The organism is Streptomyces sp. NPDC090032, from assembly GCF_044748025.1.
In the GTDB taxonomy this organism is placed as follows: domain Bacteria; phylum Actinomycetota; class Actinomycetes; order Streptomycetales; family Streptomycetaceae; genus Streptomyces.
Map to the genome: position 1 here is coordinate 20547 of NZ_JBIVFF010000007.1, position 18187 is coordinate 38733.

At 72.7% G+C, this 18187-nt stretch carries 16 protein-coding genes; 8 read left to right on the forward strand and 8 right to left on the reverse strand.

Annotated features, from left to right (window positions below; translation table 11 throughout):
* Nucleotides 1-94 precede the first annotated feature (94 nt).
* On the reverse strand, nt 95-1621 hold the full coding sequence (locus tag ACIPWY_RS18215) for an MFS transporter (RefSeq protein ID WP_362907646.1): 1527 nt from the start codon (nt 1619-1621) through the stop codon (nt 95-97).
* An 87-nt stretch (nt 1622-1708) separates the two neighbouring features.
* Between ACIPWY_RS18215 and ACIPWY_RS18220 the strand changes: the two genes are divergently transcribed.
* On the forward strand, nt 1709-2113 hold the full coding sequence (locus tag ACIPWY_RS18220) for a MarR family transcriptional regulator (protein WP_362907644.1): 405 nt from the start codon (nt 1709-1711) through the stop codon (nt 2111-2113).
* 27 nt (nt 2114-2140) lie between these two features.
* On the opposite strand, the gene ACIPWY_RS18225 is transcribed toward ACIPWY_RS18220, so the two are convergent.
* The 3 genes from ACIPWY_RS18225 to ACIPWY_RS18235 form a co-directional block, all read right to left on the reverse strand.
* Nucleotides 2141-2896, reverse strand: a complete 756-nt coding sequence (locus ACIPWY_RS18225; protein WP_393700511.1) for a maleylpyruvate isomerase family mycothiol-dependent enzyme — start codon at nt 2894-2896, stop codon at nt 2141-2143.
* Between the two features lie 65 nt (nt 2897-2961).
* Nucleotides 2962-4179, reverse strand: coding sequence for an MFS transporter (locus ACIPWY_RS18230; RefSeq protein WP_393700513.1), 1218 nt, complete (start codon nt 4177-4179; stop codon nt 2962-2964).
* Between the two features lie 153 nt (nt 4180-4332).
* Nucleotides 4333-5112, reverse strand: coding sequence for a DeoR/GlpR family DNA-binding transcription regulator (locus ACIPWY_RS18235; RefSeq protein WP_362907642.1), 780 nt, complete (start codon nt 5110-5112; stop codon nt 4333-4335).
* Between the two features lie 179 nt (nt 5113-5291).
* On the opposite strand from ACIPWY_RS18235, the gene ACIPWY_RS18240 reads away from it, so the two are divergent.
* From ACIPWY_RS18240 to ACIPWY_RS18260, 5 genes are all read left to right on the forward strand, one after another.
* Complete coding sequence (locus ACIPWY_RS18240; protein WP_362907640.1) at nt 5292-6176, forward strand: SIS domain-containing protein; 885 nt, start codon at nt 5292-5294, stop codon at nt 6174-6176.
* Nucleotides 6177-6215: 39 nt separating this feature from the next.
* Nucleotides 6216-7067: a class II fructose-bisphosphate aldolase gene (locus ACIPWY_RS18245; RefSeq protein WP_362907638.1), complete on the forward strand. Its 852-nt coding sequence runs from the start codon at nt 6216-6218 to the stop codon at nt 7065-7067.
* A gap of 59 nt (nt 7068-7126) precedes the next feature.
* Nucleotides 7127-7843 (forward strand): alpha-ketoglutarate-dependent dioxygenase AlkB family protein, encoded by a 717-nt coding sequence (locus ACIPWY_RS18250; protein ID WP_401533883.1) that lies wholly within the window; start codon nt 7127-7129, stop codon nt 7841-7843.
* 106 nt (nt 7844-7949) lie between these two features.
* Nucleotides 7950-9176 (forward strand): ROK family protein, encoded by a 1227-nt coding sequence (locus ACIPWY_RS18255; RefSeq protein WP_401534331.1) that lies wholly within the window; start codon nt 7950-7952, stop codon nt 9174-9176.
* Nucleotides 9177-9238: 62 nt separating this feature from the next.
* Nucleotides 9239-9733 carry a levansucrase gene (locus ACIPWY_RS18260; RefSeq protein WP_362907634.1) on the forward strand — a complete coding sequence of 165 codons (495 nt, stop codon included), beginning with the start codon at nt 9239-9241 and terminating at the stop codon, nt 9731-9733.
* Here the strand turns inward: ACIPWY_RS18260 and ACIPWY_RS18265 are convergent.
* The 4 genes from ACIPWY_RS18265 to ACIPWY_RS18280 all read right to left on the reverse strand — a co-directional run bounded on the left by ACIPWY_RS18265 (nt 9699) and on the right by ACIPWY_RS18280 (nt 15427).
* Entirely contained in the window at nt 9699-10622 is a 924-nt protein-coding gene (locus ACIPWY_RS18265; protein WP_401533885.1) for a DUF2877 domain-containing protein, read from the reverse strand. The two genes, ACIPWY_RS18260 and ACIPWY_RS18265, sit on opposite strands and share 35 nt — an antisense overlap.
* A 44-nt stretch (nt 10623-10666) precedes the next feature.
* A complete protein-coding gene (locus tag ACIPWY_RS18270; protein WP_401533887.1) occupies nt 10667-12124 on the reverse strand; it encodes a DUF1116 domain-containing protein in 1458 nt (485 codons plus the stop codon).
* Entirely contained in the window at nt 12121-13677 is a 1557-nt protein-coding gene (gene fdrA, locus ACIPWY_RS18275) for an acyl-CoA synthetase FdrA (RefSeq protein WP_401533889.1), read from the reverse strand. Before fdrA ends, ACIPWY_RS18270 begins: the two co-directional genes overlap by 4 nt.
* 133 nt (nt 13678-13810) lie before the next feature.
* Nucleotides 13811-15427, reverse strand: a complete 1617-nt coding sequence (locus ACIPWY_RS18280; RefSeq protein WP_401533891.1) for a PucR family transcriptional regulator — start codon at nt 15425-15427, stop codon at nt 13811-13813.
* 388 nt (nt 15428-15815) lie between these two features.
* Between ACIPWY_RS18280 and ACIPWY_RS18285 the strand changes: the two genes are divergently transcribed.
* Together ACIPWY_RS18285 and ACIPWY_RS18290 are read left to right on the forward strand one after the other, a co-directional pair.
* Nucleotides 15816-16880: an acetamidase/formamidase family protein gene (locus tag ACIPWY_RS18285; protein ID WP_393700522.1), complete on the forward strand. Its 1065-nt coding sequence runs from the start codon at nt 15816-15818 to the stop codon at nt 16878-16880.
* Between the two features lie 53 nt (nt 16881-16933).
* Nucleotides 16934-18184, forward strand: a complete 1251-nt coding sequence (locus ACIPWY_RS18290; RefSeq protein WP_362907623.1) for an amidohydrolase family protein — start codon at nt 16934-16936, stop codon at nt 18182-18184.
* Nucleotides 18185-18187 lie beyond the last annotated feature (3 nt).

Consider the following 18187-nt stretch of genomic DNA (forward strand, 5'->3'; position numbering starts at 1 on the left):
GCGGACGGGCGCCGTTGACACACGGGTGCGCCCGGCGGGCAGGGGACTGCCGGCCGGGCGCACCCGTGTGTGTGATGGGGCGAGGGGCTGTGGGTCAGTCGTGGACCGCGACGCGCTCCGTCCGCGCGGCGGCGTCCGCCTCCTCCTTCATCGACTCCTCTACGGACCCCTCCTCCTGTACCGACTTCGCGATCAGGATCGTGCCCTGAGGGCGACGGGTCCGCAGGCCGGTGAGGGTGATCAGCAGGCCCACCAGGGCGATCGCGGTGACGACGACGAGTCCGGGCCGGAAGCTGTCGAGGACGGCCTGCGGGGACGAGCCCTCGCCGGAGTTCGCGGTGACGACGGCCGTCACGACGGCGAGGAAGATGGCGCCGCCCACCTGTACCGAGGTGTTGAGCAGGCCCGAGACCATGCCCTGCTCGTCGTCGTGGACGCCGTTCGTGGCCTGGATGTTGAGCGAGGGGAACACCAGGGCGCAGGCCGCGCCGATCAGGAGCATCGTCGGCAGGATGACGGACGCGTAGACCGGGTCGAGGTTGATGCGCAGGAACAGCGCGTAGCCGATCACCATGAAGGTGAAGCCCACCGCGATCAGGCGCGGCGTCCCGAACCGGTCGACGATCGCGCCGACCTTCGTCGAGGAGAGCGCCACGAGGGCGCCCGCCGGCAGGAACGCGAGCGCGGTGTGCAGCGCGGACCAGCCCAGCAGGGACTGCATGTACAGGGTGACGAGGAACTGGAAGCCGACGTACGAGCCGAAGAACGCCATCGCGCCAAGCTGGGCCCTGATCTGTGAGCCGGAGCGCAGCACCCCGAGGCGGATCAGTGGGCCCGGGGAGCGGCGCTCGATGGCGACGAAGACGGTGAGCAGGACGGCGACGGCCAGGAAGGAGAGCAGGGTGCGGGCCGAGGCCCAGCCCGCCTCCGGTGCCTGGACGACGGTGAACACGAGGAGCAGCATCGACGCGGTGCCGGTGACGGCGCCGGGGATGTCGTAGCCGCGGTGGTTCTTCTCGCGTTCGCTGTGCGGGATGAGCTTGATGCCGATGAGCAGCGCGATCACGGCGATCGGCGCGGGCAGCAGCATGGTCAGGCGCCAGCTGGCCTCGGTGAGCAGGCCGGACAGGACGAGGCCCATGGAGAAGCCGGTCGCGGCGCAGGTCGTGTAGATGGAGAGCGCGCGGTTGCGCAGCGGGCCCTCGGCGAACGTCGTGGTGATGATGGACAGGCCGGCCGGTGCGGTGAACGCGGCGCTGAGGCCCTTGATGAAGCGGCTGGCGATCAGGAGCGGCCCGGAGTCGACGAGTCCGCCGAGGAGGGACGCGAGGGCGAAGACGCCTAGGGCGATCAGGAACACCCGGCGCCGGCCGAGCAGGTCGGCCGCGCGGCCGCCGAGCAGCAGCAGGCCGCCGTAGCCGAGGATGTAGCCGCTGACGATCCATTGCAGCGTCGACGTGGACAGGTCGAGCTCCGAGCCGATGGACGGCAGGGCGACTCCGACCATCGACACATCGAGGGCGTCGAGGAACATCGCGGCGCAGAGGACGAGCAGTGTGCCCCACAGACGGGGGGACCAACGCTCCTGGGACATAGGAGTGTTGGTGAGCGGAGAGGTCATGCGGAGCAGACTACATGCATATGCATTGACTGCAAGTGCATTTAATTCCGATGCAACAATGCCCGTCTTTTCTGCTACGGTGCGGTTATGGCGGCGAAAAAGGCCGAGCCCGGCCTTGTGGATCAGTGGCGGGACATCCTCGCGGTGCATGCGCGCACCATGTGCGAGCTCGATCGTGAGCTGCATCAGCACGGACTGGGCGCCAGCGACTTCGAGGTGCTCGACGTCCTGGCCGACGGCGCGGCGGAGGACGGCAGTTCCTCCTTCCGCGTGCAGGAGATCGCCGCACAGGTCCATCTCAGCCAGAGTGCCCTCTCGCGCCTGATCGGCCGCCTGGAGAAGGACGGCCTCCTGGAGCGCGGGATGTGCCCCGAGGACCGCCGTGGTGTACGGGTCTGCCTGACGCAGAAGGGCCGCGACCTGCACACCGAGGTGCGCCCGTTGCAGCGCGCGGTATTGGGGCGGATGCTCGCGGGCGGCGCGCGGGACTGACCTGCCCTCGGCGCGCCCCGCCGGTCGTCAGCTCCAGGTGACCCCCGACCGCTCCCGCCACAGTGCGGCCAGCGAGGCGTCACCGGTGAGGCTCGGGAACGGCAACCGGTTCCACAGGGACAGATACAGCCGCGCCGCGGGGCCCGACAGCTCGCAGTCGGCCACGTCGGCTCCGCCGGCCTCGCCCGCCCCGTCCCGTTCCGTGACCGGTGGCTCCTGTGAGATCCGTACGGTCCATGCCCGGCCCGCGTCGGTGGCCCGTACGCGCAGCAGGCGCGGGGTGTCCGAGCGGACCTTGCTCCTGCCGCGCGCGTGGAAGCCGAGCAGCAGTTCCTCGATGCCGTCGACCGCGAAGTCCGCGGGGATCACGCCGGGCGTCCCGGCCAGCGCGGACTCCGCGTCCACCCGGTGGACGGTCGTCTCGTGCGCCTGCCGCCGTGCCCAGAACGCGAGCGGCGACGGCGCGGGCAGGAACGTCCAGCACTCCACGTCGGGCCGGGCGCCGGCCAGCGTCCCGACGAGCCGGCCGTGGCCCTCGCGGAACCAGGCGATGAGTTCCGCGCCGTCCAGGTCCGGCAGGCCGCCGTCGGGATGGTACGACGTGCGCCCCTCGGCGACGAACGCGGTGGCCCAGCGATGCACCATCCCCACGTGTCGCAGCAGGTCTCCTGCGTCCCAGCCCGGGCAGGTCGGCACCTTGGCGTCCGTGCCCGCCGTCTCGGCGGCGCGGGCGAGGCGGCGGCCCTCCTCGTCGAGCGTCGCGATGTGTTCCGCAGTCTCCATGGCGGGAGTCTGCCCGATGCGACCTGGCTTGAATGCGGCCTTGCGGGATCCTCGTGCCGTACGGGTCAGGAGACGGCCGCGCGCCGGGTCGCGAAGCCGGTCAGGGCGGCGACGCCCGCCAGTACGGCCACGCTGGTCAGCGCGGCGGGGAGTGAGAACCATTCCGCCATGAAGCCGATCACCGGCGGTCCGAGGAGCATGCCGCCGTAGCCGAGCGTGGACGCGGCGGCGACGCCGGTGGGTCCGGCGAGGGCGCCCGCGCGTTCGACCGCCACGGGGAAGATGTTGGCGAGGCCGAGACCCGTGACGGCGAATCCGAGGAGAGCCAGCCACACGGTGGGGGCGAGCGAGCCGAGCAGCATGCCGGCCGCGCCGGTGGCTCCGCCGAACACCAACGTCCGTGTCCTGCCCAGGCGTTCGAGCAGCGCCGTCCCGCTGAGCCGGCCGATGGTCATGGCCAGGGCGAAGCAGGAATACCCTGCCGCGGCCACGCCCGGACGGGCGTGCAGGTCCTCCTCCAGGTGCAGGGCGCCCCAGTCCGCGAGTGCGCCCTCCCCGTACGCGGTGCACAGGGCGATGAGGCCGAAGACGAGGACGAGCCCGCGCACGCGTCCGGCGGGCCGCTCGGACGCCGACGCGGGCTCGTTCCGTATACGGCCGTGGTCGTCCGGGGGTGTCGGTGCGTCGTGGCGCAGCAGCGTGGGGCCGACCGCGGCTGTGACGAGCAGGCCGATGACGGTGAGGGCCAGCAGGTGCCGGGTGGGGGAGACGTGGCCCGCGACCAGACCGCCGAGTCCCGCGCCGAGCATGCCGCCGAGGCTGAAGGCCGCGTGAAAGCTCGGCATGACCGGGCGGCGCAGGGCGGCGACCAGGTCGACAGCGGCGCTGTTCATCGCCACGTTGATCCCGCCGTAGGCGGCGCCGAACACGAGCAGGACCAGGCCGAGGGTGAGTGCCGAGTGCGTGAGCGGGGGCAGCGCGACGCTCAGCGCCAGGAGTACACCGCTCACCACGGTCACGGGATGGCTGCCGAAGCGCCTGCACAGGCGCCCCGTGAGCATCATCGTGATCACGGCCCCCGCGGAGACGCCGAGGAGCGCGAGCCCGAGCGTGCTCGCCGAAGCTCCGGTCTGCTCCTTCACGGCGGGGATGCGCACGACCCACCCCGCGAAGATGAAGCCGTCGAGCGCGAAGAAGATCGTGAGTGCGATACGGAGGCGGGTGAGGGGCGAGGTCCGCGGGCTGTCGTCCTTGACTGACCCGAGTTTGTTTAGTGTCGGCACAAAGTCAGGGTAGGGCGGCACCCGGGCCGGGGACAAGCCGGTTCGAGGGGTGACGGTCGCGACATCCGCTCGCACCGGCGCATGGGAATGACTGCGGCCCCACCCGTCCGGGCGGGGCCGCAGCCATGAAATCCGTAGGTGTGGCGTGAGGTGTCACACCGCGAGGACCTTGACCCCTGCCTCCTCGAAGCGCTCCACCGTCGCCGCGTCCACGGCGCTGTCCGTGACCAGGGTGCCGATGCGCTCCGTCGAGCAGATCCGGGCGAACGCGCGCTGGCCCAGCTTGCTGGAGTCCGCCGCGACGATCACGCGCTCCGCCCGCTCGCACAGCAGCCGGTTGATGGCGGCCTCCGCCTCGTCGTGCGCCGCGGCGCCGTGGGCGACGTCGAAGCCGACGACACCCAGCACGGCCGTGTCGATGGTGATCTGGCTCAGCACGCCGTCCGCGAGCGGGCCGATGAGCTCGTACGACTGCGGCCGGGCGACTCCGCCCGTGACCACGATCTTGAACTGGGGTCGCACCGCAAGCTCGTTGGCGATGTTCAGCGCGTTCGTGACGATCGTGAGGGCAGGGGAGCCGGAGGCGAAGTCGGGGCGGACCGCGAGTGCGCGCGCCACCTCGGTCGTCGTCGTCCCGCCGGTGAGGCCGACCGCCTCGCCCGGCGTGATCAGGTCGGCGACCGCCTTGGCGATCCGTTCCTTCTCGGAGGCGTTGCGCGCGGTCTTGTAGCGCAGGGGCAGCTCGTAGGAGACCCCGTGGACGACGGCGCCGCCCCGGGTGCGTACGAGCATCTGCTGCTCGGCGAGCTGGTCGAAGTCGCGCCGGATCGTGGCCGCGGACACCCCCAGGTCGGCCGCCGCCTCCTCGACATCCAGGCGCCCCCGCTCCACGAGCAGTTCGAGCAGGGACTTCCAGCGGGCGTCGCGGGACATCCGCGGCCTCCAATCGTCGTTCTCCGGTGACCCTAGCGCACTACCTGATGCTTGGTTATGCTCGAAAGGTATCGAATTCTTGCAGGAACGAGCATACGCTCGGCGGGGCCGTTCGAGAGCGACGCATGCGGCGCATTCGACCGGTCCACGGACACGACACATCAGGGAGTGGGCACGGCATGAGCCATGTCGAGAACGAGCTGAACAGCCAGCCGGAGTGCTGGACGCGCGCGGCGGGCCTGGCCGCGGGCGAGGCCGGCAAGCTGCCCGCGCCGGGGGAGCGCGTCGCGATCGTGGGCTGCGGCACCTCGTGGTTCATGGCGCAGGCCTTCGCCGCGCTGCGCGAGGAGTCCGGGCAGGGCGAGACCGACGCGTTCGCGGCCTCGGAGTTCCCGGCCGGTCGCCCCTACGACCGCCTTATCGCGCTGTCCCGGTCCGGCACCACGACCGAGGTCGTCGAGCTGCTCGCCGCGGTCAAGGGCCGCATCCGGACGACCGCCGTCATCGGCGACCCGAACACGCCGATCGTCTCCGCCGCCGACGACGTGATCGTCCTGGACTTCGCCGACGAGCAGTCCGTCGTCCAGACCCGCTTCGCGACGACGGCGCTCACGCTCCTGCGCGCCCACCTCGGCCTGCACACCGAGCAGGCCGTCGCCGACGCGCGCGCCGCGCTCGAGACGCCGCTGCCCGAAGGCCTCGTGGAGTGCGGCCAGTTCACCTTCCTGGGACGCGGCTGGACCGTCGGCCTCGCGAACGAGGCCGCCCTGAAGATGCGCGAGGCGTCCCTGTCGTGGACCGAGGCGTACCCCGCCATGGAGTACCGCCACGGCCCCATCAGCGTCACCACCGCGGGCACCGCCACCTGGATGATCGGCACGGCGCCCGAAGGCCTCGCCGAGCAGGTGGCAGGCACCGGCGCCCTCTGGGTCGAGGGCGGCCTCGACCCGCTCGCCGAACTCGTGCGCGCGCAGCGCCTCGCCGTCGCCGTCGCGGCCGCCCGCGGCCTCGACCCCGACCAGCCGCGCCACCTCACCCGCTCGGTGATCCTCACCGCCGGCTGACCGTCGACCGAGCTTCCGAGCCTTCCGAAAGGAGGGGCTGTGCCCCTCGCAGCAACCGGCGCGCTCGTCGCCGAGGCCACCGCGGCGCGTACCGCGGTGGCCGCGTTCAACGTCATCACCCTGGAGCACATCGAGGCCGTCGTGGCGGGCGCCGAGGCGGCGGGAGCGCCGGTGATCCTCCAGGTCAGCGAGAACGCCGTGCGGTACCGCTACGGGCGTCTGCTGCCCCTCGCGAGGGCCGCGGCCGCCACCGCCGAGGCGTCCTCGGTGCCCGTCGCGCTCCACCTCGACCACGTCCAGAGCGACGAACTGCTCCGCCAGGCCGCGGACGCCGGGTTCAGCTCGGTGATGTACGACGCGGCCAAGCTCCCCTACGACGAGAACCTCGCGGCCACCCGCGCGGCCGCCGACTGGGGCCACGCCAACGGGCTGTGGGTCGAGGCCGAGCTGGGCGAGGTCGGCGGCAAGGACGGGTCCGCGCCGCTCGACGCGCACGCGCCGGGCGCCCGTACCGACCCCGGGGAGGCCCGCGCCTACGTGGCGGACTCGGGCGTCGACGCCCTCGCCGTCGCGATCGGCTCCTCGCACGCCATGACCACCCGCACCGCGACGCTCGACCACGACCTCCTCAAGCAGCTCTCGGAGGGCCTCGACGTACCGCTGGTCCTGCACGGTTCCTCCGGTGTCGGTGACGACGAACTCTCGCAGGCCGTCCGGGGCGGCATCGCCAAGGTGAACGTCGGCACAGCCCTGAACATAGCGATGACAGCGGCCATCCGGGAGTTCCTTGCCGCACATCCCGACGCCGTCGACTCCCGCAAGTACCTGAGCGTGGGCCGCGAGGCGATGGCCCGCACCGTGACGGAGCTGGTCGAGGTGATGCGCCGCTGACCGTCCACCGCTCCCGCCCCGGTACGCGGAGGGATCCTCGTACCGGGGACAATGGAGCCATGGCAGGCAGCCACGAACCACACGCGCCCCCGCTCTTCCCGGTGCACCGGGAGCGCCGGGAGATCACCCCCGGCGCGGTGCATGTGCCGGGCTGGCTCGACGCCGAGGCCCAGCGCGCACTCGTCGACGCCTGCCGCGACTGGGCGGCCGGGCCCGTGCCGATGCGCCACACACGACTGCCCGGCGGCGGCGTGATGTCCGTGCAGACCGTGTGTCTCGGATGGCACTGGCAGCCCTACCGCTACACGCGCACGGCATCCGATGTGAACGGCGCGCAGGTGGCCCCCTTCCCCGGCTGGCTAAGGGAGTTGGGCAGACGCGCGCTCGTCGACGCGTACGAGGACGACGCCGCCGGCGACGACTACGACCCCGACACGGCACTGGTCAACTTCTACGACGGCGCCGCCACCATGGGCATGCACCAGGACAAGGACGAGCGCGCACGGGAACCCGTCGTCTCGCTCAGCGTCGGCGACACCTGCGTCTTCCGTCTCGGCAACACCGAGAACCGCGGCAAACCGTACGAAGACGTGGAGCTGGTCTCCGGGGACCTGCTGGTCTTCGGCGGGCCGTCACGGCTCGCCTTCCACGGGGTGCCGAAGGTGTACCCCGGCACCGGCGACCCGGCCACCGGGCTCGCCCGGGGCCGCCTGAATCTCACGATGCGCGTCACCGGACTCACCGGACCGCCCCCCACACCCTCCCCGCGGGGGTGAGTTCACCCACAGGGGCCGCGGCGTTTCACCGGATACGATGCGACACGGTGATCAGGGCGAGGAGTTGCTGATGCGTGGCAAGGCGGCCTCCGGGGCCGGGGGCCGGATGACGGGCGAGGCGGAGGGTTCCGTGCGTGCGCCACGTCTCGAGCGGGGCCGTGGTGCGCTCGGTCCGGCGCTCGAACTCGTACACACCGGCCGCGCGCCGACCCGCGCCGTGCTCACCGCCGAACTGGGGGTGACGCGGGCCACGGCAGGCGCGGTCGCCGCCGAGCTGGAGGCACTCGGGCTGATCAGGATCGACGCCAAGCCGAGCGCCGCCGCCGGCTCGCAGGGGCGTCCCTCGCACCGTCTCTCCGTCGCCGAGGACGGCCCCGTCGCCCTTGCCGCACAGGTCCACGCGGACGGCTACCGCGCGGCCCTGGTGGGCCTCGGCGGCCGGATCGTCGCGACGACGCCCGGCTGCGAGATCATCGACCCGGACCCGGCGCAGGTGCTCGGCTCGGTCGTGGAGGCCGGCGCCCAACTGCTGCGCGAGACGGGGAGCCACTGCGTCGGCGCGGGCCTCGCCGTGCCGTCCGCGGTGGCCGAGCCCGAGGGCACGGCCCTCAACCCGCTGCACCTCGCCTGGCCCGCGGGCTCGCCCGTCCGCGAGATCTTCGCCGAGCGGGTACGGGAGGCGGGCATCGAGCGGCCGGCGTTCGCCGCGAACGACGTCAACCTCGCGGCCCTCGCCGAGCACCGCCACGGCGCGGGCCGTGGCGCACGCGACCTGCTGTGCGTCGCCACCGGCCACCGCGGCGTCGGCGGCGCGCTCGTCCTCGACGGCCGCCTGCACACCGGCAGTTCGGGCCTCGCCCTGGAGGTCGGGCACCTCACGGTGAACCCCGAGGGCCGTCCCTGCTACTGCGGCAGCCGCGGCTGCCTGGACGTGGAGACCGATCCGCTGGCCCTGCTCGACGCGGCCGGCCGCGAACCGGGCCCCGACGGATCCCTGCTCCAGCAGGCCCGCGACCTGATCGCCGGCCGCTTCGACGACCCGAAGGTGCGGATGGCCACCGAGGCCCTGATCGACCGTCTCGGACTGGGCCTCGCGGGCCTGGTGAACATCCTCAACCCCGACCGCATCATCCTGGGCGGCCTGCACCGGGCGCTCCTCGACGCGGACCCGGACCGCCTGCGGGCCGTCGTCGCGGACCGCAGCCTGTGGGGCCGCAGCGGGGGCGTCCCCATCCTCGCGTGCACGCTCGACCACAACAGCCTTGTCGGAGCTGCCGAGTTGGCGTGGCAGCCGGTCCTCGACGACCCGCTCTCGGCGCTGGGCCCGGCCTGACGGGAGGGCCCCGTCGTACCCCGACTGGTCCGAAAGGGACTTGACCGTGCACAATCACCGCCATGATCGGTGAATCGGCACGGAATTACCTGGCCTCGGTGGAGGGCCGCCTGCAGGCGGACGGCTGCGCGACACGCTGGGAGGACTGGTCCGGCGTGCCCGTCCTCATCGGGCGGCGGGCCGACTTCCGGATGAGCTGGATGGCCACCAACCTCCACCTGTTCACCGTCGCCGCCGCCGTGCCCGAGATCACCGCGCAGAGCGTCGACACGTTCACCTCGCAGGTCCTGACGTACGCGAAGAAGAACAAGGGCGGCCTCCCTGTCGGCCTGCAGACCGGCGTGGCTGCCTTCCCCGTCCTCGTCAGCGAGCGCGTCGACCCGGCCGCCATGGCCTGGGCCGAGCAGCAGCAGCGCAACCGCTTCGCCAGCTTCGCCCGCCCCGTCGTCGTGGACAGCGCACAGCGCTACGTCGGCTTCTACCGTGGCAAGCCGGCGATCGGCCGCGTCTACGCCTCCCACCTCATCGACAAGGGCAACCGCTACTTCCACGGGTAGTCGCCCGCACCCGGCCCAGGCCCACCGCGAGCACCCCACGCACCAGGTCGCCTCCCGAGTGGTGCCCGACGGCCAGCAGTTCGCGTACCGCGGGTTCCAGGGGAAGACCGTCCCCGCTCAGCGCCCGCAGGAACGCCTGGGCCTGCGGCACGCATTCGCCGCGCACCGCGTGCCGCAGGAGCGCTGCCGAGAGCAGCGGGGTACGGCGGGACGCGTCCGCGACCGCCTCCGAGAGGGGCGCGAGGGGGCCTCCCCACGCCCGGCTCGCCAGCAGCGCGCCGCACAGGATGTCGTCACCGGACGGGGTGAGCCCGGGGCCGAGGCCGACCAGCGCGTGGGCGGCCCGCCGGACTTCGCCCGCGTCGTCCGCGTGCAGGGCGTGGCGCAGGCCCGTCAGGCGGGGCGCCAGGGGAGGCGGCAGAGGTTGGGCCAGTGCTTCGAGGAGCATCGCCGTGCGTGCGAGCCGCGCGGCGCCCGGTGGGGAGGAGGCGCCCTGGACACGGGGCGGTGTCCAGGACGCCTCCGGCTCGAAGTGAACCGGCCCTATGACCACGCGCCCTGCCCCCAAACCGGCCTGGAGCGTGACGGCCCCGGCTCCCCGCGGTGGGTTCCAGTTCAGCGGCCGGTCCACCGACGAGAAGGGCAGGACGAGCGCGTTCGGCAGCCGGATCGCGTCCCGGGTCACCACGGCGAGCGCGGGCAACTCCCGGTCACCGGTGGCGAGATGGACCGCGTAGCGGGTGGCGGCGACGATGCGGGCCGGCCGGAGAGGGCCGTGCAGCAGCGGGGCGACGGCTGTACTGATCGTGCCGACGTGTACGTCACTGATGGCGCTGAGGTGCACGTGACTGATGGCGGCGAGGCGTACGTGCCGTTCAGGGCGTGCCACCCCAGTACGCACAGAACAACAACCCCCGTCTCCCGCTGTGTCCGTCACTCGTCGGGCTCAGCGGCCGACGGGGGTTCTTCGAAGGCGCTCAGCGCGTCCGTGAAGCAGCGCATCGGGGCGTGCGTGAGGCCGGCGCCGATCTGGCCGATCCCTGGTTCGCGGTGGGCGATGCCCGTGGTGATGACCGGTTCGAGGACCGTGTCGACGACCTTGCGGATGTCGAGGCCGACGGGGCTGCCGACGAAGTCGAGGCCGGGGAGGCGGTAGTCACGGTGCCGGCCCACGGTGAGTGTCGCCATCTCCTGGCTGACGCGGCGGGCCCCTTCGGGGGTGCCACCCACGAAGCCGACGATCGCCGGGGCGGCGGCCAGCGCGAACCCGCCCAGGCCGTGCATCTCGGTGATGGCGCTGTCACCGATGTCGGGGTTGGCGTCGGCAGGCCCGTACCCGGCGAAGTAGAGGCCGTCCACGGGTGCTGCGGGCGCCGTGAACCACCTGTCGCCGAGGCCGCTGACGCGGATGCCGACCTCGACCCCGTTGCGCGCGAAGGCCGTGACGACCGTGGAGTGCGGCACGCCGTGTCCGGCCATGAGCGCCAACTTGCTCGCGGCCATGGAGAAGTTGAGGAACCAGTAGTTGTTGTCGCGCAGGAAGTCCAGCGCCTCGATCCCGCCGAGATCCGCGTGCCGGGCGAGCGCGGCGGCCAGTTCGCGGGTGAGCAGGGCGCTCGCGGCGGTGTTGCGACTGTGGCACTCGTCGCCCATCTGCAGGGCCTGCGCGGTGACCGACCGAAGGTTCACCGGCTCGGCGAGCGAGCCGATCGCCGCCCGCAGGGCGGGGCCGAGGCGCTCTCCCATCCAGCGCAGCCGCCCCATGACGTCGTCGCCGAGCGCGCCGTAGCGCAGGCAGCGGCCCTGCCCCTCGTTGAGGTTCGAGTAGGCCCGCAGGCCCGTGGCCTCGTCCTCCACGACGAGCAGGGGCATGGACGCGGAGATGACACCCGCCATCGGACCGACCGCGTCATGGTGATGACAGGGGGCGAAGCGGATGGCTCCCGCGTCGGCGAGTGCTTCCGCTTCCCGCGCCGTCGCCGCCCAGCCCTCAAGCAGCGCGGCGCCGACGACGGCCGCCCGCATCGGGCCGCACATGCGCTCCCACGCGATCGGTGGTCCGGCGTGCAACAGCAGTCTGTCCTGGGCGAGTTCGGGGATGAGCTTCCCGGCGGGGCGGACGTCGGTCCACAACGGCACGACGCCCAGGACCCGCTTGAGCGCCTCGGCGTTGGCGGCCTCGACGGCCGGGTGCGCGACCAGCCGGGCGAGCCCGGCGCCGAGTTCCGGATCACCCTGGGCCGGGGGGCGCCAGTCGACCGCGGTCACCGTCGCGCCCGCGGCACGCGGCGGCCCGGCGAACGCGTCGACACCTACGTTCACGACGTGCGGCACGGCGGCCAGGAGGCCCTGCGCGGGGGCGGCCTGAGCGGGTGAGGCCTGTGCGGTCATGCGGTCTCTCCGATCCGGGACCCGACGGGGGTGAGCGCCAAGTCAGCACAACTGGCGAGGAGTTCCGCGCACGTGCGCGCGGCGGTCGTGCTGCTGTCGACGACGTACGCACCCGCGTCGCGCAGTATCCGCCGCTGCGCGGTGAGCCCCTGCGGGTCGTCATCGGTGCCCACGACGAAGGCGATCACCGGTGGGGTGTCGGCAGGAGCTTCGGCCAGGGCCCCGGCGAGAGCCGCTGCCGGATCCGCAGCGGCGCCGTGCCCGATGACCACGTCCAGGACGACCGCGGCGCTGCGCGGGTCCGCGAGGGCTGCCCGCAGATACTCGGTGCGGACCGTGGGGTCGATCATCGGGTGAGGTCGCCCCGCGGTGAACGCGTCGTCGCCGAGGTCGAGTACGAGATGTCGGTCCGGGAGGCGCGGGGCGGATCCCGGCACGGGCGGGGGAGCGGTACGGGTGAGGTCACCCAGCACCGGGCCGAGGAGCCAGGCCGCCTCGTGGGCGAACGTGCCGCCCGCGTACAGGGCCCGCAGCAGGTGGCGTGGCGGAGCGGGGGCGGGCACCTTGGGCAGCTCTTCGCCGGGCGGCAGTGCCCCGCCGACGGCAAGGGCCGCGGCGGACCGCGCCGCCTCGAAGAGGGTGGGGGCCGGAGTGACTCGGGCCGGGGCGGGTGAGCACCCGTCCGTGCCGAGGAAGCAGGCCACCACCGGCTTGCCCAACGCGCCCGCGTGATCCAGCAGTTGCTCGGCCACCTGCGGGGCAGGCGGTTTGGATACGAGGACGATGACCTCCGTGGTGGGGTCCGCGGCCAGGGCGTCGAGCCCGGCCCGCATCGTCAGGCCGCCCACTTCCACGCTCACGTCGCGGCTGCCCGTGCCGATCACATGGCTGACCCCGGCGCCCATGGAGTGCAGCAGGCTCGACACCTGCTGCAGCCCCGTGCCGGAGGCGCCGACCAGGCCGACGCGGCCCCGCCGCACCTCGTTGGCGAAGCCGAGAGGGATGCCGCTGATGACGGCGGTTCCGCAGTCCGGGCCCATGACGAGCAGCCCGCGGCGGGCGGCCTCCCGCTTCAGGAGCACCTCCTGCTCGACCGGCACGTGATCGCTGAAGACGAAGGCGTGCATGCCCAGGCGCAGCGCCTTGAAGGCCTCGGCGGCCGCGTACGGGCCGGGGGTGGAGATCAGCGCGAGACTCGCGCCGGCGGGGGCGCCGGCCAGCGAGCGCACCGGCGGACCGGTGTCCGTGCCGGTGCCCGTCCCGGCGCTCGGGGCGTCCTCGCCGGGACCGGACAGGGCATCGACCACCACGGCGAGGGCGTGGTCCACCGCGTCGGGCTCGCCCCGGACGGCGACGAGCAGGTCGTTGGGGCCGGCGTCCTGTCCCAGGTCGGTCAGCAGCCCCGACCGCGCGAGGACGTCGCGGTTGGCGGGTGTGCCCATCACGAGGCTGACGGTCTCGATGCCCGGCGGTTCGGCCAGGCGGGCGGCAACCTTCATGAGGGCGACGGAGTCGGCGTAAAGGTCCTTGTGCACGGCGTTTCGCAGCACCATGGCCCCGACTCTAGGCAGCGGCCCGCCTCTCGGAGCATGGCTCGAAGTGCCAGAACCAGCAGGGGAATTACCGGCAACGGGTGACAGTGGCCCGCCCTTGCGGGGGTCGACGTCAGCCGTGAGGAGGGCTTGCTCAGTGCCGCTCGCGTGCCGAGAGCAACCGGTAGGCATGGACGGCCAGTTCGGTCTGGAGCCGGGCCGTCGGACGGCGTTCAAGACCGCCGGTGAGGCGGTCGATCTGGCGCAGCCGGTAGCGCAGGGTGTTGTAGTGGACGTGCAGCCGGGCTGCGGTGGCCACGCCGTTGCGGTCCTGGAGGAGGTAGGCGCCGAGGGTCTCGACGAGGCTGCCCTCGTGCTCGGCGTCGTGGGCGAGCAGCGGGCCGAGCGCGTCGTCGACGAGAGCCCTGAGTTCCGCCGCGGGCAGCTGTCCGAGAAGCCGGTACACCCCCAGGTCCGCGTAGCCGCGAACGAAGTCGGGGCCGTGCAGTTCGCGGCCGAGCGTCAGGGTCTGCGCCGCTTCCTCGTAGCTGTGGTGGTAGTCGGTGAAGTCGTCCCGGACCGTCCCGGCGGCGACCGCCACGTCCCAGTCGGGGTGTGCGGCGGTGACAGCCGCGTGCAGGGCCTGACACCGGCCGGTGAGTGACGGCCCCGGTTCCATCAGCAGGACGAGTCCGCTCTGGCTGCCCCAGATGATCGCGGCGGGCCCGGCGGCCGACCGCACGAGCGGCAACAGTCTTTCCTCCAGGGCGAGTTCGGTGTCGGAGGGACCGCCGGCGCCGGTGGAGGCGACCTCGATGAGCACGACCGCGCGGGGCAGCCGCAGGTTCCAGCCCATGGCCGCGGCGCGGCGGGCGGTCTCGGCGCGGTCGCGCGGCGGCCGTGAGACCAGCTCCATCAGGAGCAGGGTGCGGTAGCGCTGCTGGCGGCTGGCCAGGGCGCGTTCCTGGGCGGCGATGGTGGCGGCGACCGTCGTGGCGTGCTCCAGCGCCATCCGCTGGTGGGTGTCGAGCTCGCGCGCCGCAGGAGGGGCAGCCCCGGCGCCCGGGTCCGCGGCCTGGGTGCCGTCCCGCCACAGGGCCACGGTGCCGCTCGCGCCCGTGCCCGTCTCGATGACGCGCTCGGCGGCCGGTGGAAGGTCGGGAGGCGGGGACCCGGCGGAGGCCAGGATCCAGCCGTGGTCGTCGAGGACGGCGGCCGCACAGCCGGACAGTTCGAGCAGCACGTTCATGAGTTCCTGGTAGGAGCCTCCGTCGAGGGCCACCGCGGTGAGCCGTTCATGGATGGCGCGGGAACGCTCCAGCTCCAGGGCCTGACGGTTCAGTACGGTGCCCAGTACCTCGGAGAGTATGTCGTTGAACATGACGCCGCCCGGCAACTCGACGACAGGGAAGCCGAGTTCGTCCGCCACCGCGAGCATCACCGGCGGCAGCTCGGGCAGATAAGGACCCACCTTGACGGCCAGGGCGGCGAGCCCACGCTCGGCGAGCACGGGGATCAGGTCGCTCAGCGCCTGTGCGTCGTCGCGGACGGCATAGGCGGTGGTCAGCAGGAGTTCGCCGCCGCGCATCCAGCGCACGATGTCGGGGACTTCCATGATGTTGACGACGCGGATACGGCGGCCGTCGCCGCTCGCCCCGGCGACGAGTCGTGCGCCGCTGAGGCAGGGCAGGGCCAGCGCCTCGCTCACGGTCAGACCGGGCGAGAGGCCGTAGGGGACGGTCGGGGCGATACCGATGCCTATGCCTGTCATGCGCAGTCACTATGCGACAGCCGCGAGTAACCTGTAATACCCCGCGCGTAACTTCCGTGTTTCCCGCTCCGGTCGGGGACGTCCCTTGTCAGCGGGTGTCAACGGCGGGCCGCTCATCCTGGCGTCCGGTGCCCATGACCGGCTCGATGGGCCGCCCCTACGGTGACCCGCATGACTCCCCGAGCCGTGCCGAGGGCGGCGGTGTTCGCCATCGGCGACAACGCGCTGCCGCGCGGTGACCCCCACGCCACCCACACCACCTTCGCCGGACAGGTCGACGCCGCACGCCGGCTCGCCCCACGCGTCGTGGCGCCGGCCGGCTCGGGAGCGAGCCTGCGCGAACCACCGAAGGACCCCTCAACGGCACCGTCACAGCAGGGAGGCCGCAGTGATACTCGAAGCGGGACAGGGCCCGATCGACGGCACGCACTATCTGCGGGCCACACCGGAGACCGTCGGCTGGGGGCGGCTGCCCTGCCGCACCACCGCGCCGGCGCTCACGATCGACTCAGGCGACAGCGTCACCTTCGACACCGTCTCGCACGAGGGCATCCTGGAGGACCAGGGGCGCGAGCCGGCGGCCTTCTTCGGGCGGTACGGCATCGCGGCGACCGAAGTGCTCTCGGACGCACGCCTGCTGGCGAAGTCCCCGCCTCCACGGGACCCGGACGGGGACGGCCCTCATGTCGTCAGCGCGCCCGTCCACATCCGGGGCGCCGAGCCGGGTGACCTCCTCAAGGCCGAAGTGCTGTCCCTGCACCGGCGCGCCGACTACGGCGTCATCTCCAGCCGGCACGGCCGCGGCGCCCTGCCGGACGAATTCGCGTGTACCGGACCGGAGTTCACGTTCTGTCAGGTGGAGCGAACGGACGGCCGGGACGTCGGCGTGATCCGCTACGCCGAGGACCGGGCGGCCCGGTTCCCGCTCCGGCCCTTCATGGGCATCATGGGCGTGGCCACCGACACGGACGGGCCGGAGCACTCCGTGCCGCCGGGACGGCACGGCGGCAACCTCGACATCAAGGACCTCGCGACGCACTCCGCGCTGTATCTGCCCGTACAGACGGCCGGAGCGGGCTTCTACACCGGAGATCCGCACTACGCCCAGGGCAACGGCGAAGTCGCCCTCACCGCCCTGGAGGCGCCGCTGCGCGCCACGTTCCGGCTCACCCTTCTCAAGAGCGCACGGGCCCGCGCGGCCGCCGCGGCCCTCACGCATCCCTTCGGCGAGACCGACCGGCACTGGATCCCTGTCGGGCTGCACGTGGACCTCGACGAGGCGATGCGGGAAGCGGTGCGTTCCGCCGTCCGCTTCCTCACGGACCGCTTCCGCATGGACGGGCCGGCCGCGTACGCCTATCTGAGCGCGGCGGCGGACTTCGAGATCTCGCAGGTCGTCGACCAGGTCCAGGGCGTGCACTGCCTCATCCGCAAGGCGGACTTCCCTGACTGATCCGCGCATCGGCCGCATCGGCGCAACCGACCCTCCATCCCCCGGGAGCCCGCATGCCTCAGCTGATACTGCGTCAAGCACGTGTGGAAGACGCCCGGTCGCCCTGTGACGTGGTGATCGACGGTGGCCGGGTGCGAGTCGTCGGGGACGCCTCGGGCCAGGACGCCGACGAGGTGATCGACTGCGCGGGCCGCGTCGTCCTGCCCGGCTTCGTCGAACCGCATCTGCATCTCGACAAGGCCCTCCTGGACGGCGTACGGAGCAACCCCGACGGCACCCTCGCCGGAGCGATCGCCGTGACCGGCGAACTGAAGAGCGCTTTCACGCCCGACGACGTACGGGCCCGTGCGCGCCGCGTCCTGGAGGCGGCGGTCCTCAACGGCACGACCGTGATCCGCGCGCACCCGGACGTCGACCCGATCGCGGGACTGCTCGGCGTCGAGGTGCTGCTCCGACTCCGTGAGGAGTACGCGGACTTGGTGGACCTCCAGATCGTGGCGTTCCCCCAGGAAGGCATTCTGCGTGCACCCGGCACCGAGAAGCTTCTGGTCTCGGCGCTGGCGGCGGGCGCCGACGTGGTGGGCGGCTGCACGTACAACGAGGCCACCCTGGAGGACTGCCGTCGCCACGTCGAGTTCGTACTCGATCTCGCCGCACAGCACGGCGTACCGGCCGACCTGCACGCCGACTTCGCCGACGACGCGTCCGACCCCCGGTACGCGCTCGCCGAGTTCATCGCCGACCGGACCACGCGCCGGGGCCTGGGCGGCCGGGTGACGCTCGGTCATATGACCTCGCTCGGCGGCCGGGAACCCAAGGACCGGGCGCGGGCGATGGCCGCACTGGCCGACGCGGGCGTCGCCGTCGTGCCGCTGCCGGCGACCGACCTGCACCTCGGCGGACGACGGGACACCCGGTCGGTGCGGCGGGGGATCGCCCCGGTCCGCGAACTGTGGGACCACGGCGTACTGGCCGCCTGTTCCTCCAACAACATCCGCAACGCCTTCACCCCCTTCGGGCGCGCGGACCCCCTGGACACGGCGCTCCTGCTGGCACAGACCGGCCACCTGTCCGGGCCCGCCGACCTCCACCGGGTCCTTCGCATGGTCACGCACGACGCGGCCCGGGTCGTGGGCATCGCCGCCGACTACGGCGTACGGACCGGCGCCCGCGCCGACCTGGTGGTGCTCGACACGCAGGTCTACGACGACATCGTCCTGGACCGGCCCGAGCGCGCCCACGTCATCAAGGCGGGAAAGGTGGTGGCCCGCACGATCAGGACCAGCGAACTCCTCGTCCACTGACCT

Bases quoted from the DNA above. Each gene is read 5' to 3' on its own strand.
- ACIPWY_RS18215 (WP_362907646.1), bottom strand. From the start codon at position 1,621: ATGACCTCTCCGCTCACCAACACTCCTATGTCCCAGGAGCGTTGGTCC.
- ACIPWY_RS18220 (WP_362907644.1), top strand. From the start codon at position 1,709: ATGGCGGCGAAAAAGGCCGAGCCCGGCCTTGTGGATCAGTGGCGGGAC.
- ACIPWY_RS18225 (WP_393700511.1), bottom strand. From the start codon at position 2,896: ATGGAGACTGCGGAACACATCGCGACGCTCGACGAGGAGGGCCGCCGC.
- ACIPWY_RS18235 (WP_362907642.1), bottom strand. From the start codon at position 5,112: ATGTCCCGCGACGCCCGCTGGAAGTCCCTGCTCGAACTGCTCGTGGAG.
- ACIPWY_RS18240 (WP_362907640.1), top strand. From the start codon at position 5,292: ATGAGCCATGTCGAGAACGAGCTGAACAGCCAGCCGGAGTGCTGGACG.
- ACIPWY_RS18250 (WP_401533883.1), top strand. From the start codon at position 7,127: ATGGCAGGCAGCCACGAACCACACGCGCCCCCGCTCTTCCCGGTGCAC.
- ACIPWY_RS18255 (WP_401534331.1), top strand. From the start codon at position 7,950: ATGACGGGCGAGGCGGAGGGTTCCGTGCGTGCGCCACGTCTCGAGCGG.
- ACIPWY_RS18260 (WP_362907634.1), top strand. From the start codon at position 9,239: ATGATCGGTGAATCGGCACGGAATTACCTGGCCTCGGTGGAGGGCCGC.
- ACIPWY_RS18270 (WP_401533887.1), bottom strand. From the start codon at position 12,124: ATGACCGCACAGGCCTCACCCGCTCAGGCCGCCCCCGCGCAGGGCCTC.
- fdrA (WP_401533889.1), bottom strand. From the start codon at position 13,677: ATGGTGCTGCGAAACGCCGTGCACAAGGACCTTTACGCCGACTCCGTC.
- ACIPWY_RS18280 (WP_401533891.1), bottom strand. From the start codon at position 15,427: ATGACAGGCATAGGCATCGGTATCGCCCCGACCGTCCCCTACGGCCTC.
- ACIPWY_RS18290 (WP_362907623.1), top strand. From the start codon at position 16,934: ATGCCTCAGCTGATACTGCGTCAAGCACGTGTGGAAGACGCCCGGTCG.